14 protein-coding genes are annotated in these 13374 nt (G+C 62.8%); 3 read left to right on the plus strand and 11 right to left on the minus strand.

The genetic code is table 11. From position 1 onward, the window contains the following. Nucleotides 1–137: 137 nt before the first annotated feature. Both USDA257_RS26865 and USDA257_RS26870 read right to left on the minus strand, forming a co-directional pair. Nucleotides 138–413: a hypothetical protein gene (locus USDA257_RS26865; protein WP_014766136.1), complete on the minus strand. Its 276-nt coding sequence runs from the start codon at nucleotides 411–413 to the stop codon at nucleotides 138–140. Nucleotides 414–726: 313 nt separating this feature from the next. Continuing rightward, entirely contained in the window at nucleotides 727–1170 is a 444-nt protein-coding gene (locus tag USDA257_RS26870; RefSeq protein WP_014766137.1) for an META domain-containing protein, read from the minus strand. A gap of 162 nt (nucleotides 1171–1332) precedes the next feature. Here USDA257_RS26870 and dxr point away from each other — a divergent pair, with 162 nt between their 5' ends. After that, the gene (gene dxr / locus USDA257_RS26875) at nucleotides 1333–2508 is read left to right on the plus strand and encodes a 1-deoxy-D-xylulose-5-phosphate reductoisomerase (RefSeq protein ID WP_014766138.1); all 1176 of its coding nucleotides are present in this window, start codon (nucleotides 1333–1335) and stop codon (nucleotides 2506–2508) included. Nucleotides 2509–2529: 21 nt separating this feature from the next. Here the strand turns inward: dxr and hemA are convergent, their stop codons facing one another. From hemA to USDA257_RS26895, 4 genes are all read right to left on the minus strand, one after another. Then, on the minus strand, nucleotides 2530–3744 hold the full coding sequence (hemA, locus tag USDA257_RS26880; RefSeq protein ID WP_014766139.1) for a 5-aminolevulinate synthase: 1215 nt from the start codon (nucleotides 3742–3744) through the stop codon (nucleotides 2530–2532). 209 nt (nucleotides 3745–3953) lie between these two features. Further along, the gene (locus tag USDA257_RS26885; protein ID WP_014766140.1) at nucleotides 3954–4751 is read right to left on the minus strand and encodes an FAD binding domain-containing protein; all 798 of its coding nucleotides are present in this window, start codon (nucleotides 4749–4751) and stop codon (nucleotides 3954–3956) included. Nucleotides 4752–4766: 15 nt separating this feature from the next. After that, complete coding sequence (locus USDA257_RS26890; protein WP_014766141.1) at nucleotides 4767–7112, minus strand: xanthine dehydrogenase family protein molybdopterin-binding subunit; 2346 nt, start codon at nucleotides 7110–7112, stop codon at nucleotides 4767–4769. 52 nt (nucleotides 7113–7164) lie between these two features. Next, a complete protein-coding gene (locus USDA257_RS26895) occupies nucleotides 7165–7653 on the minus strand; it encodes a (2Fe-2S)-binding protein (RefSeq protein WP_014766142.1) in 489 nt (162 codons plus the stop codon). Between the two features lie 94 nt (nucleotides 7654–7747). On the opposite strand from USDA257_RS26895, the gene USDA257_RS36295 reads away from it, so the two are divergent. Next, nucleotides 7748–8053 carry a hypothetical protein gene (locus USDA257_RS36295; protein WP_144051962.1) on the plus strand — a complete coding sequence of 102 codons (306 nt, stop codon included), beginning with the start codon at nucleotides 7748–7750 and terminating at the stop codon, nucleotides 8051–8053. A 26-nt stretch (nucleotides 8054–8079) separates the two neighbouring features. After that, nucleotides 8080–8331 (plus strand): YMGG-like glycine zipper-containing protein, encoded by a 252-nt coding sequence (locus USDA257_RS26900; RefSeq protein ID WP_014766143.1) that lies wholly within the window; start codon nucleotides 8080–8082, stop codon nucleotides 8329–8331. A 295-nt stretch (nucleotides 8332–8626) separates the two neighbouring features. Here the strand turns inward: USDA257_RS26900 and USDA257_RS38870 are convergent, their stop codons facing one another. From USDA257_RS38870 to USDA257_RS26925, 5 genes are all read right to left on the minus strand, one after another. After that, on the minus strand, nucleotides 8627–9433 hold the full coding sequence (locus USDA257_RS38870; RefSeq protein WP_041414710.1) for a BA14K family protein: 807 nt from the start codon (nucleotides 9431–9433) through the stop codon (nucleotides 8627–8629). Between the two features lie 177 nt (nucleotides 9434–9610). After that, on the minus strand, nucleotides 9611–9874 hold the full coding sequence (locus tag USDA257_RS26910) for an adenylate/guanylate cyclase domain-containing protein (RefSeq protein ID WP_041414711.1): 264 nt from the start codon (nucleotides 9872–9874) through the stop codon (nucleotides 9611–9613). A gap of 187 nt (nucleotides 9875–10061) precedes the next feature. Next, nucleotides 10062–10520: a DUF1801 domain-containing protein gene (locus USDA257_RS26915; RefSeq protein WP_041414713.1), complete on the minus strand. Its 459-nt coding sequence runs from the start codon at nucleotides 10518–10520 to the stop codon at nucleotides 10062–10064. Nucleotides 10521–10565: 45 nt separating this feature from the next. After that, nucleotides 10566–11147 (minus strand): DUF1801 domain-containing protein, encoded by a 582-nt coding sequence (locus USDA257_RS26920; protein WP_014766146.1) that lies wholly within the window; start codon nucleotides 11145–11147, stop codon nucleotides 10566–10568. Between the two features lie 218 nt (nucleotides 11148–11365). Beyond that, entirely contained in the window at nucleotides 11366–13369 is a 2004-nt protein-coding gene (locus USDA257_RS26925) for an aldo/keto reductase (RefSeq protein ID WP_014766147.1), read from the minus strand. Between the last annotated feature and the right edge of the window lie 5 nt (nucleotides 13370–13374).

Below are 13374 nucleotides of genomic sequence, written 5' to 3' on the forward strand. Positions count from 1 at the left end.
CGCACATGACGCTTGAAGAGGTGGCCGAGCTGCTCGAGAAGGAAGCGGAGCAGCTGAGGCGGTTTGGCTGATCGCATCGCGTGGTCGTCAACGATCCACAGCGCAAGGAAAAGCGCCGGTGACGTTGACTGCATGCTTCAGTCGAAGATGGCCCCTTTTGCGCCCTCGTATTCCCGCGCGAGGGTTTCAATGGCGGCAGACGCCTCTTTGAAACTCCATCCGGCCTCTTCGGCCCTGTGCGCCAGAGCGACCAGATCGCCAGTCATTTCTCCGCCGATGGCCGCAACAATGCTGTCCTGGGACGCTGCAGCAAGGTCCGCCACGGCCGGCCTCAGAGCGGCAATACAGTCTGCCTGCCGGCCCGGATAGTCGGCGTCTCGCTGCGGACGGGAAATCGCCTGTGAGTCCTCCATGTCTCTCTCCTTCGCGTTTGGATCCCTCTTGCACGGAGGGAGTAATGATCGGATTCCGCGAATTGTTCCTGCGGCGGTGGTCCACCGCTGTTATTCGGCGATGATCCGGAACACTCGAGCACGCAGAAAGGCTGCCGAACTATGAGGTGGAGTGCTGGGCGAGCACGCCGGCTTCGCTTTCCCAGGTTCCGGAACAATTTTCTGCGTGGCGAATTATCTAGGCATCGCCCCACAGATGGGAGCGACAATCAAGTCCCCCACCTTCGCTGTAGGCAGTGTCCGCATCTGCGGGCACTGCTGGGATGTTTGCCGGCTAACCGGTAATGCCCGACGAGGTTGGCTGTGCCGAGGTAAGGCGCATGACAGACGCGCCGTCCGGTCCCGTCAGAGTAAGCGTCGCGCCATCCACTTTCCAGGTGAGCTCTTTTTTCAGCGTGCCGAGGAATCTCTGCTCCTGCTCCATTATGGCGGGGGCGCAGATGGTGCGCCCTGCTTCGACCGAGCCGAAGGCGATGGTTCGTTCCGATAGGCTGAGCACGCCGGTGAACATGTTGCAGCCACCGATGCCGCCATAAGTACCGTCCTCGCGGATATCGAGAACCGCCTCCGGGTCGCCGATAGCTCCGCCATCGCCGACGTCCTCGGCGCGCCAGGAGCCGATCAGTTCCCCCGGCACGTTCACCGCAGCGACGGGGCGCACGGAGGCAAGTTCGATCAGGACGCAGGCACAGGATGCGACCGACAGGGCGTTCAGCATCGAAACTCCTGATGCGAATCGGCACGGCATTGTCGCCGCGCCGATCGTTACTCCAGCGGTGCTGCATGGAGAAGAGCGGCCGCATCTACCCTTGTTGCCGGCCGCTTTCGGCTGTAGAGCCTATCTAAATCGTTCAAACAAGAAGAATACGGGATTTTGGCAATGGCATCCGGCGACGAAGGCAAGCGCCGTCTGACGATCCTGGGCTCCACCGGGTCGATCGGAACCAACACGCTCGACGTCGTCGCCCGGGTCGGCGGGCGCGACCGCTTCGAAATCGCCGCTTTGACCGGAAACGGCAACATACCGCTTCTCGCCGACCAGGCGCGACGGATGGGTGCGGAACTGGCGGTCACCGCCGACGAACACCGCTATGGCGAACTCAAGGATGCACTTTCCGGCAGCGGTATCGAAGTCGCCGCCGGGCGGAGCGGCCTGATCGAGGCGGCCGAACGCGATGCCGGTTGGGTGATGGCGGCAATCGTCGGCAATGCCGGGCTCGGCCCCACCCTTGCAGCCGCCCGCCGTGGTGCTGACATCGCGCTTGCCAACAAGGAATGTCTTGTCTCCGCCGGCAGTCTGTTCATTGAGGCCGTCGCCAGGGGTGGCGGCCGGCTGCTGCCCGTCGACAGCGAGCACAACGCGATCTTCCAGGTGCTGGAGAACGATCAGCGCCATGCCGTCGAGCGCGTCGTCCTGACGGCCTCCGGCGGCCCGTTCCGCACCAAGTCCCTTGAGGAGATGCGGCATGTGACGGCCGACATCGCCCGCGCCCATCCGAACTGGTCGATGGGGCTGAAGATCTCGATCGACAGCGCCTCGATGTTCAACAAGGCGCTGGAAATGATCGAAGCCCGCCATCTCTTCCGGCTGCGCCCCGACCAGATCGAGGTGATCGTCCATCCGCAGTCGGTCATCCACTCGATGGTCGGCTACAGCGACGGATCGGTGCTGGCGCAGCTCGGCTGCCCCGACATGCGCACGGCGATCGGCTATGCCCTATCCTATCCGAAGCGCTGCGACCTGCCGATCGAGCGGCTCGACTTCGCCAAGCTTGCCCGGCTTGATTTCGAGGCACCGGACGAGGTCCGCTTCCCGGCTTTGCGCCTGGCGCGGCGCGCCATGGAGACGGGCGGCAGCCAGGGTGCGGTGTTGAACGGCGCCAAGGAAACCGCCCTCGAGGCCTTCATCAAGGGCCGCATCGGCTTTCTTGCCATGGCGGAGATCGTCGAAGAGGTGATGGACAGCCTCTCCGACTTGCCGGCTGCTGTGACCATGGACGATGTCTTCGCAGCGGATGAAAAAGCCCGGCAGACGGCTGCCGGGCTGATCAGTTAACAGAATTCGGTTCGCCGCACCTTACGCGACAGCCCTCGCCAGCGCACAGCGCGACCACAGGGAATGCAGGGCGCTGACCAGATGGTCGATATCGGCATCCGAATGCAGCGGCGTCGGCGTGATGCGCAGCCGTTCGGTCTTCTTTGCCACCGTCGGATAGTTGATCGGCTGGACATAGACGCCGAAATTGTCGAGCAGCAGGTCGGAGATCCACTTGCACTTGGCCGCATCGCCAACGATCACCGGGACGATATGGCTCGGATTGACCATGTGCGGGATGCCGCGCTGGTCGAGCAGCGAGCGCAGCCGACGCACGCGCTCCTGATGGGCGAAGCGCTCGAGCTGACTTTCCTTGAGATGCCGGATCGAGGCGAGCGCGCCGGCGGCCAGTGCCGGCGGCAAGGCGGTCGTGAAGATGAAGCCGGAGGCGAAGGAGCGGATGAAGTCGCAGAGCGCGGCCGAACCGGTGATGTAACCGCCCATGACGCCGAAGGCCTTGCCGAGCGTACCCTCGATCACCGTCAGCCGGTGCATCAGACCCTCGCGCTCGGCGATGCCGCCGCCGCGCGGACCGTACATGCCGACCGCATGGACCTCGTCGAGATAGGTCATCGCCCCGTATTTGTCGGCGAGATCGCAGAACTCCTTGATCGGCGCGATGTCGCCATCCATCGAATAGACCGACTCAAAGGCGATGATTTTTGGCGCACGCGGATCAGCGGCGGCGAGCTTGGCTTCAAGATCGGCCACCGAATTGTGCTTGAAAATGACCCGCTCGCATTTCGAATGACGAATCCCCTCGATCATCGAAGCGTGATTCCCGGCGTCCGAGAAGACGATGACGCCAGGAATCTTCGAACAGAGCGTGCCGAGCGCCGCCCAGTTGGAGACATAGCCGGAGGTGAAAAGCAGCGCCGATTCCTTGCCGTGCAGATCGGCAAGCTCGCGCTCGAGCAGGACGTGGTAGTGATTTGTGCCGGAGATGTTGCGGGTTCCGCCGGCGCCGGCGCCGCATTCGTCGATCGCCTGCTTCATCGCTTCGGTGACGATCGGCGACTGGCCCATGCCGAGATAATCATTCGAGCACCAGACCGTGACCTCCTGGGAGCCGTCGGCCGTATAGCGCGTCGCCTTGGGGAATTCACCGCGGTGGCGGGCGAGATCGGCAAAAACCCGATAGCGGCCTTCCTGGTGCAGCCCGTCCAGCTCGATCTTGAAGAAACTCTCGAAATCCATCATCAACTCCAGTGCCTTGCCGTCTTTTTTCCTTCAAAGCGACCAGGGGTCAACCCCGGAACGGCCCCCACGCCTGCGGCAAAAGGCCCTTAGTTTTGAACTATTCCAAAACAGCTAACGCAACTCAATCCCTTCAACTTTGATCGAAGTCAAGCAATTGTGACAAAGGACGGCCGCAGCCGCCCTTTTTCACGACTTAAGTAGGCCCCTCAGGCCGCAGCCACCGCGCGCTTCGTCATAACCTTGACGAGGTTGGCGCGGTACGCCGCGCTGGCGTGAAGGTCTGTCAGCAAATCCGAGGCATCGACCGTCACATTCACCACCGCATCCGGCGACCAATTGGCGGAAAGCGCCGCCTCGAGGCCCGGATGGCGGAAGACGCCGCTCGAGCCCGCCCCGGTCACCGCGACACGGACACCGCCATTGTCGCGCCTGGCCACAAAGACGCCGGCCATGGCATAGCGCGAGGCCGGATTGGCAAACTTCTGGTAGGCCGCCTTCGCCGGCGCGTCGAAGCGGACCGCGGTGATGATTTCGCCCTCCTCCAGCGCAGTTTCGAAGAGACCCGTGAAGAAGTCGCCCGCCTTGATCTCGCGCCGGTCGGTGACGATCATCGCGTCGAGCCCGAGCATCGCGGCCGGGTAGTCGGCCGCCGGGTCATTGTTGGCGATGGAGCCGCCGATCGTGCCCATATGGCGCACCGCGGGATCGCCGATGTGACTGGCGAGGCCGCAGAGCGCGGGACAGAGGGCCCGCAATTCGACCGAGGTGGCGACCTCCTCATGCGTGGTCGCAGCGCCGATCCGGACCGACCGGCCATCGACCGTGATCCCCTTCATCTCCGCAATGTGGCGGAGATCGACAAGGTCGCTCGGCGCGGCGAGCCGCAGCCGCATCGTCGCGATGAGCGTCATACCGCCGGAGAGATATTTACCCTCGGTCGCGGCCGCCATCGTTTGCACTGCCTCCTGGACCGAGGAGGCTCTGTGATAGTTCGTCTGGTACATCTCGGTTCCTCCCGGTCAGTTGGCGGCGTGAGCGGCTGCCCAGACTTTTTCCGCCGTCGCCGGCATGGTCAGTTGATTGTTGCCGATCGCGTCGGTGATCGCGTTGATCAAGGCCGGCGGCGAGCCGATCGCGCCTGCCTCGCCGCAACCCTTGATGCCGAGCGGATTGTTCGGACAGGGCGTGTTCGAGGTCGACACCTTGAAGGACGGCACGTCGTCGGCGCGCGGCATGGCGTAGTCCAGGTAGCTCGCCGTCAGCAGTTGACCGCTGTCGTCATAAGTGACCCCCTCGAGCAGCGCCTGGCCGATGCCCTGCGCCAGGCCGCCATGCACCTGGCCCTCGACGATCATCGGATTGATGATGTTGCCGAAATCGTCGGCTGCGACGAACTGGACGACCTTCGTCCGGCCCGTCTCCGGATCGACCTCGACCTCGCAGATGTAGCAGCCGGCGGGGAAGGTGAAGTTGGCCGGATCGTAGAAGGCGCTCTCCTTCAGCCCGGGCTCGAGGCCGGGTGGCAGATTGTGGGCGGTATAGGCCGCAAGCGCCATCTGGAACCAGGGGACCGACTTGTCGGTGCCGGCGACCTTCAGCGCGCCGTCTTCGATGACGATATCGCTCTCGTCCGCCTCCATCAGATGCGCGGCGATCTTCTTCGCCTTGGCCTCGACCTTGTCCAGCGCCTTGGCGAGAGCCGACATGCCGACCGCACCGGATCGCGAACCGTAGGTGCCCATGCCCATCTGCACCTTGTCGGTGTCGCCATGCACGATGTTGATGCTGTCGATCGGCAGGCCGAGTCGGTCGGCAACGAGCTGGGCGAAGGTCGTCTCGTGACCTTGGCCGTGGCTATGCGAGCCGGTCATCACCTCGATGGTGCCGACCATGTTGACCTTGACCTCGGCCGACTCCCACAAGCCGACCCCGGCACCGAGCGATCCGACGGCCGCCGAGGGCGCAAGTCCGCAGGCCTCGATGTAACAGCTCATGCCGATGCCGCGTTTCATTCCGCGCTGTTCGGCCTCGGCCTTGCGTGCCGCGAAACCGTTCCAGTCGGAGGCCGCCATCGCCGCGTCGAGCGAGGCTTCATAATCGCCGGCATCGTAATTCATGATGACCGGCGTCTGGTGCGGGAAGGAGCGGATAAAATTGGTGCGACGGAGCTCGGCCGGCGAGATGCCGAGCTCGCGCGCCGCCGTCTCCATTGTCCGCTCGAGAAGATAGGTCGCCTCCGGACGGCCGGCGCCGCGATAGGCATCGACCGGAACGGTATTGGTATAGACGGTGCGGACGTTGGCGTGGATCGCCGGGATATCGTATTGCCCGGAAAGCAGCGTCGCATAGAGATAAGTCGGCACACAGGAAGAGAAGAGCGACATGTAGGCGCCGAGATTGGCGATGGTGTCGACCTTCAGCGCGGTGATCCGGTTGCCGGCGTCAAAGGCCATCTTCACGGTCGAGACGTGATCGCGGCCGTGGGCGTCGGTGAGGAAGGCTTCGGTGCGGTCGCACGTCCACTTCACCGGCACGCCGGTCCGTTTCGAAGCCCAGAGACAGACGATCTCCTCCGGATAGATGTAGATCTTCGAGCCGAAGCCGCCGCCGACGTCGGGCGCGATCACTCTCAACTTGTTTTCCGGCGCGACATTGTAGAAGGCGCTCATCACCAGCCGCGCCAGATGCGGATTCTGGCTGGTCGTGTAGCAGGTGTAATGTTCGTCGCCGGCATCGTATATCCCGAGCGTCGCGCGCGGTTCCATCGGATTGGGCGCCAGACGGTTGTTGAAGATTTTCAGCTCCGTCACATGCGCCGCGGCCGCAAGCGCCCGATCGACCACGCCGGCATCACCGAGCTCCCAATCGAAGATCAGGTTGTTCGGCGCTTCGGGATGAAGCTGCGGCTGGCCGTCGGCGAGCGCCTGGACCGGATCGGTGACGACCGGCAGGAAGTCGTAATCGACGACGACCGCTTCCGCCGCATCGCGCGCCTCGGCGACACTGTCGGCGACGACGATCGCGACGGCGTCGCCGACGTAGCGCACCGTCTTGTCGGCAAGCGGCCGCCAGGCGCCCATCTTCATCGCCGAGCCGTCCTTGGAGTGGATCATCCAGCCGCAGATCAGGTTGCCGATCCCGTCGGCGAGCAATTGCTTGCCATCGAGCACGTCGATGACGCCGGGCATCGCCTTGGCTTCCGTCGCATCGATCCCGACGATGGTCGCGTGCGCATGCGGACTGCGCACGAAAACCGCATGCTTCATGCCGGGCACCGACATGTCGTCCGTGTAGCGTCCCTTGCCGGTCAGGAACCGCCTGTCTTCTTTGCGCGCCACACGCGCGCCGATGCCATCAACTCCCATTGCCTATCTCCTCCCGAGACATTCAGCTGGATTGGTTCGAGCAGTCTGCCACTCATTCCGCGGCCTGGCGCACGCCGCCCATTTCATGGGCTGCGGCGAGGATCGCCTTGACGATGTTGTGGTAGCCGGTGCAGCGACAGATATTGCCCTCGAGTTCGGAACGCACCGTCGCCTCGTCGAGATCGCTGCCGTGACGTCGGATCATGTCGACCGCCGTCATTACCATCCCGGGCGTGCAGAACCCGCATTGCAGGCCGTGATGCGCCTTGAAGGCCGCCTGCACCGGATGGAGCTCGCCGTTTTGCGCCAGCCCCTCGATGGTCGTGATCGACGACCCCGCTGCCTGTGCGGCAAGGATCGAACAGCTCTTCACCGACTGGCCATCCATATGGACGACGCAAGCGCCGCACTGCGACGTGTCACAGCCGACATGCGTACCGGTCAGTCCGAGATTTTCGCGGATAAAGTGCACCAGCAGCGTCCGGTCCTCACAGACACCGCTCACCTGGCGGCCGTTAACCGTCATTGTTATTTTCGCCATTTCGCTCCTCCGGGGTCGGTCCGTACCAAGGCGAGCGCGGCTTCAAATCGGGTGAGATACGTTCACGCGACTGAAAGTACGCGCCAGGATATCAATGCCCTTTGCCAGCGGCCCGCTCCTCCCGGACCGATGGCGACGTTGTATCATTTGTTTTTTTCCGAATGTCGCAACCGTCTCGGCCGCAGAAGGGCAAAAAAATGCGATCTGGCATGTAACGCCGGAAACAGCGCCTTCATCTTCTGTTCAGGAAGGATCGCATTATCTTGCAGCCGGACGATCTCGCCGCCTCCAGTGGACTTTCCTGGGCGGCGGGGTATTTTCCGCATTGCAAGTTCAAGTGGAGGGACGCGGGCTGCGTCTCGCCACCATTATTGAAGAGACGGACGAAGCGGTAGGCTGACATCCGTAGAGATCGGAGAGGACAATATGAAGAAAGCCATCGCACTTGTTCTGGTCGCCCTGTCGGTCGCAAGCTGCACGCAGACGGAAAAGGGTGCCGGCATCGGCGCCGCGTCGGGCGCGATCATCGGCGGCGCCATCACCAACGACGTGCGCGGCGCGGCCGTCGGCGCCGCCATCGGCGGTGTTTCCGGCGCCGTGATCGGCAATGTCACCGAACAGCCGGGCCAGTGCTATTATCGCGACCGCTACGGCCGCCGCTACATCGACCGTTGCTGATTGCCGCGGCAATCATCGGACAGACGGCCCCGGAGCGATCCGGGGCTTTTTTGTGTGGAACGGGGAGCGGCCGAGGGATGCGAACCATAGCGGACCTGATTTCATCCATCTAAGATCTCGAGACAACCTGAACAGCCGGAGCGACCCGCGAGGGAGTCATCGAGTCTCTCGGGGAAAAATGGCCGACGAAGCAAGTCCATCAGCTCGGTACGATCGACCTAAATCGCGAGAGGGAAGATAGCTCTCCGTGTCCCACCAGAAATTGACGACCTAAAACCTGATATAAATCTCAACCTCACCGGCACTGTTTGCGCGGCCCGCCATCATAAGGCTGGTAACTGTTGTCTTCCGGGCGGTATGACCGATAGCGGCTGAAGCAATAGCTGACGTGTTCCTGCGTCAGGACTGTACCTTCATTGGCATCGGCCGATAGGTAATCCATCTGGACTGATGGGTCGTCTACGTCTTCCGCATAGCTGTCGGGCGGTGGCGGCGAAACGTCTTCCGACGACTCCCCGGCCGCATCCATATGGGGCGAGATGCAGGTCCGCCGGCCACCACTGAAGGAAGTGTAGCTGTTATCGTGTGGACGGTAAGACCGGTAGCGGTTCGCGCACCATTCGACGTGAGCAGCCGGCCAATTCGATGACATCGCTTCCTCCTCGCTGGACATCGATTGAATCGAGGCGGTGACTGTCCTGTCCAAAGGCTCCGAAGGGAGCTCCTTCTCTGCGTCATTGCCGATTGTGGTCACGCTAGGCTCCGAAGGAGGCACCTGCTCAGCCTCGTTGCCAATTCTGGTCACGCTAGGCCCCGACGGGAGGATCTTCTCGACCCCATTTCCCCTTGCGGTAACTCCAGGGTCTCTGGAAGAGAGATCCGTTACGGCCGAGCGGGCCGCGGGCGCAGGGAGTCGCTCGAATTGCTGGGCCGCGGTCTCCACTGCCCGCGGGTGCTCGGTCCATATTTCCGACTGATTCATGTCCAGCCGTGGCTCGCGCACTGGATTCCCGGTGAGTATGAAAGTGGCCACAGCCGCCCCGCTTAGGAATAACGCGAGAGACAGTGCGAATCCGCAAAGTCCCGCCAACAACCCTTTCACTTAAATCCTCCTTCGTGGTTCATACCAAGAACGCCACGGCTCCATCTCAAGTTCCAGCAAGGCATGAGAATGCTTGAGCCACGGGCGGCTGTCGCCCGGCCCCGGACTCCGATATTTTCGACTCACTGAGAGGGGAGAGTGCCCTTTGTCCTCTTTCAGGATGAAGGTAGGACGGCGTCAACGCGAAGTACCGACCTCGATCGGGGAGGCTTCCCCCTTGAGCTCCAGCATACGGTCGCTGCTCGGCAAGTCACGGGGCCTGCCTCTGCTCCACGCTGCCTCTATGACCGGAAGCTCGCCGGGGCCCGCCCGAGATGCCAGGCGTGCCGCTACATTCACCACATCTCCCACTGCGGTGAAATCGCCGGCCAATCCCTCCCCGATGGAACCGACATAAGCCGTGCCGGAGTGGACGCCGATGCCGATGCCGATGGCAGCCAAGGTCCACAGGGCTCGCCATGCGCGTTAGCCGAAAGCAGGCGGTGGCGGAATGGTCGGCGACGAGGGCGGGAAGGAACAGGCCAACAACCTCGTCACCGGCAAACTTGTCCACCAGCGCATCGCCGCCGGTCAAAAGATCGAGCTGCCACTCGGCGGTAGCGTGAAGCATGTCTGTGGCTGGCCCGGCTCATGCGCTCCTTGGTTTCTTCTGGGAGCGGCCGGCGGCTCGCACCGACATATTCAGCGCCACGGCGGCGCGAATGAGCGCCTTCAGCGCCTCTTCATCGATCTCGTCGTTCTGATGGATATCGATGGCACGCCTGGTATTGCCTTCGAGGCTGGAGTTGAACAGCCGTGAAGGGTCCTCCAACGAGGCGCCCTTGGCGAAGGTCAGCTTCACGACATTCTTGTAGGTCTCGCCGGTACAGATGATGCCGGCGTGCGACCACACCGGAACCCCCCGCCACTTCCACTCCTCGATCACCTCGGGATCGGCCTCTTTGATAAGCGTCCGGACCCGAGCGAGCGTCTCGCCCCGCCAATCGCTCAGTTCGTCAATTCTCGCATCTATCAGCTGAGAGGGAGAGATTTCTCCTTCCTTCGAGCCGCTCATGCTCTTCTCCATGGCTGTTGTCGCTTTCTTCATGATTGTTGTCGCTCGGCCGTCACGCACGCACGTCGTTCTGGCCGCTCACATTCGTTCGCCCGGCAATTGGCTGGCTTGCTTCACCCAATCGGCGAACTGGGCCTCGTCGAGCGCGTCGTCCTCGTGAAGGTGAAGATAGCGCACCTCCTTCTGCTTCGACTCGCCGGGAGGGACAGGATGCAGCGATGCGCCGCGAAAGAAAGCCACTTTGATGTATTTCGTGAAGCAATGGATGCCGAGGAACCAGCATTGGTCCTCCATGCCGTATAGCGGCGAGTTCCATTTGACCGCCTTGCGCACATCGGGGACGGTGCGCTCGATGAGCGCGTCGAGGCGCCGCCCGACGTCGCTTTTCCAGCCCGGCATGGCCGCGATGTACGCCTGCACGGGTGCGTCGCCGTAGCCTTTGGCGATCTGCGGGTTTCCGCCTGAAAGGAGGGTCGGCTTCGTCGCCGCTGCGGAACCCTCGCTGTTTGTTTCCGTGGTTTCGGGCACTGCATGGTGCGCCGGCAGTCCGTTCGCAGCGGCGTTCCTCGGCTTGCGGGCCGCCGATTCGGTGACCGACTTACGCGGCTCGGCCACCTTTTTTACCACCTTTGTCGACTTGATGGGCGTCTTCTCGGCCATTGAGCTCACTCCACTGATAGTGTGCCGCACAGGATATGCTGCGCCGAGTGGCAGATGTTGCCATCTATACCAGCGCGTGTGCCCGAAATGATAGCGTCTCACTGTGGCTGTAACCAGCCTCCCGGTCAGGTCGGCAGTGCTTTGGGCGAGTCAGCATGTAGGCGTTCAGACGCGGCCGGCAGCGATCGAGGGACGTGCAAAGAGCGCAGCCCGAGCGATCAGCCTTCCAGCCAACGCACCTCTTCCGGAGCAAGCGAGATCTGAATGGCCGAGAGGCTGTCTTCCAGTTCCGCCACGGTCCGTGGGCCGATGAGCGGGATGATCGGGAACGGCTGGGCGATGACATAGGCGAGGGCGATATGGATCGGGCTGCAGCCGTGCTTCTTGGCGAGTTCGATTGCGCGGTCGCGGCGTTCGAAATTGCGGCCGGAATACCAGACCCGGACGATTTCCTCATTATCATGCTTGTCGCGCCCTGCCCTGTCGGTGAAAAAGCCCCGCCCCTGGCTCGACCAGGCGAAGTTGGGAATCTGTCGCTTCTTCAGCCAGTCTTTCCAGCAGTCGTCGGACGCCGCGACGCAGCCGGGCCAGATGGGATCGAGCATCTGCGCCAGCGAGAAGTTGTTGGAAAGAGCGGCCGGGCCCGCCTTACCGTTCTTCTCGGCATACACGATCGCCTCGTCCATGCGTTCGCGCGTCCAGTTGGAGCCGCCGAAAATGCCCCGGATACGCCCGCGCCGGAGCTCGGCGTCCATGGCATCGACGAATTCGCCGACCGGGATGTCCGGATTATCGCGATGCATGAAGTAGACGTCGACATAATCCGTCTTCAGCCGTTCCAACGACTGAGCCAGTTGTCTGGCAATCACGTCCGGATAGCAGAGCGGCGAATGGGCGCCCTTGCCGATCAGAACGATGTCCTCGCGGTTGACCTTGCGGCTCGTATGCCAGTCGCCGAAAATCCTCTCGGTCCTGCCGGCACCGTAGACGAATGCGGTGTCGAACAGATTTCCGCCCGCCTCGTAGAAGGCATCCAGCGTCAGCGAGGCGGAGGCGAAACTTGGGAAGAACTCGAAGCCCAGCGCAACCGTGGAGGCCGGCTTGGCCACGCCAGGGATCTGCCGTTTGAGCACGTTCTTGCCGGCAACGACGGCCACGCCCGCTAGGTTGGTGGTCCGCCTGGCGGCCGTCTCGATCCCGTATTCGAGACCGACGGATGCGCGCCAGCGATCGAGAACGCTGAGATTGGCGCGCGTATCTTCGGCGTTCATGCCGGGGAAGGCGAATTCGGTGCGGCCGGCACGGATCGCCTCGCCCACCGCATCGACCTCGAACGAGTAGAGATGGCGCTTCTCCTCGACCTTGATTGCCTGCTGTCCATCGTTCCGGATGATTTCGATGCACCCGACCCCGCCCTGCTGACCGGAGGCGAACCAGAAGTCCTTCACCTCAATGCGGCCTTTCGAACCGATGATGCGCAGCATGTTGTCCTGCTGTGCCATGATCGAGCAGGACACCTCCGCGACTATGTCGTTGGGGAACTTGAGGACCGCCGACGCCCACTCGTCGACGCCGGACGGCCCCAGCCGGGCAGCGCCAGACACCGTCAGCGGCTCGAGGAAGGGGTTTTTCTCGGCAGCACCGGCGAGCATACACACCATCGAGACCGGGTAGCCACCGACATCGAGAATGCCGCCGCCGGCGAGATCATTGGCAAAGAGGCGGTGCTCAGGGCGATAGCCACCCATGTCGAAGCCGAAACTCGAGCGGATAATCCGCACTTCGCCGATCGTACCGTCCCGCACCAGTTCGACGAGACGGGCCGTCTGCGGATGGAACCTGTACATATAGGCTTCGCCGGCGAAGACGCCGGCCTTTGTCGCCTCGTGGAAGATCGATTGTGCATCGAAGGCTGAAAGCGCCATCGGCTTTTCGACCAGCACATGCTTGCCGGCGCGCACCGCCTTGACCGCCCATTCGGCATGGCTGGTATGTGGCGTGGCGATGTAAACCGCGTCGATCGCCGGATCCGCGAGAAGCGTGTCGTAACCCTTCATGATGCGCGCGGCCGGAAAGCCCTCGCCGAGGCCGGGCTTGTCCGGATTGCGGGTGGCGATGGCCAAGAGGCGGCCGGTCGCCGAATGGGCAATCCCTTCGGCGAATGTCCGCGCGATGGTGCCAGGGCCGATAATACCCCAACGGATCGGTTGTTCTGAGCTCATGGAAT

It is taken from the genome of Sinorhizobium fredii USDA 257, assembly GCF_000265205.3.
GTDB lineage: Bacteria > Pseudomonadota > Alphaproteobacteria > Rhizobiales > Rhizobiaceae > Sinorhizobium > Sinorhizobium fredii_B.

Bases quoted from the DNA above. Each gene is read 5' to 3' on its own strand.
- USDA257_RS26865 (WP_014766136.1), bottom strand. From the start codon at position 413: ATGGAGGACTCACAGGCGATTTCCCGTCCGCAGCGAGACGCCGACTAT.
- USDA257_RS26870 (WP_014766137.1), bottom strand. From the start codon at position 1,170: ATGCTGAACGCCCTGTCGGTCGCATCCTGTGCCTGCGTCCTGATCGAA.
- dxr (WP_014766138.1), top strand. From the start codon at position 1,333: ATGGCATCCGGCGACGAAGGCAAGCGCCGTCTGACGATCCTGGGCTCC.
- hemA (WP_014766139.1), bottom strand. From the start codon at position 3,744: ATGGATTTCGAGAGTTTCTTCAAGATCGAGCTGGACGGGCTGCACCAG.
- USDA257_RS26885 (WP_014766140.1), bottom strand. From the start codon at position 4,751: ATGTACCAGACGAACTATCACAGAGCCTCCTCGGTCCAGGAGGCAGTG.
- USDA257_RS26890 (WP_014766141.1), bottom strand. From the start codon at position 7,112: ATGGGAGTTGATGGCATCGGCGCGCGTGTGGCGCGCAAAGAAGACAGG.
- USDA257_RS26895 (WP_014766142.1), bottom strand. From the start codon at position 7,653: ATGGCGAAAATAACAATGACGGTTAACGGCCGCCAGGTGAGCGGTGTC.
- USDA257_RS36295 (WP_144051962.1), top strand. From the start codon at position 7,748: ATGCCCTTTGCCAGCGGCCCGCTCCTCCCGGACCGATGGCGACGTTGT.
- USDA257_RS26900 (WP_014766143.1), top strand. From the start codon at position 8,080: ATGAAGAAAGCCATCGCACTTGTTCTGGTCGCCCTGTCGGTCGCAAGC.
- USDA257_RS26915 (WP_041414713.1), bottom strand. From the start codon at position 10,520: ATGAAGAAAGCGACAACAGCCATGGAGAAGAGCATGAGCGGCTCGAAG.
- USDA257_RS26920 (WP_014766146.1), bottom strand. From the start codon at position 11,147: ATGGCCGAGAAGACGCCCATCAAGTCGACAAAGGTGGTAAAAAAGGTG.
- USDA257_RS26925 (WP_014766147.1), bottom strand. From the start codon at position 13,369: ATGAGCTCAGAACAACCGATCCGTTGGGGTATTATCGGCCCTGGCACC.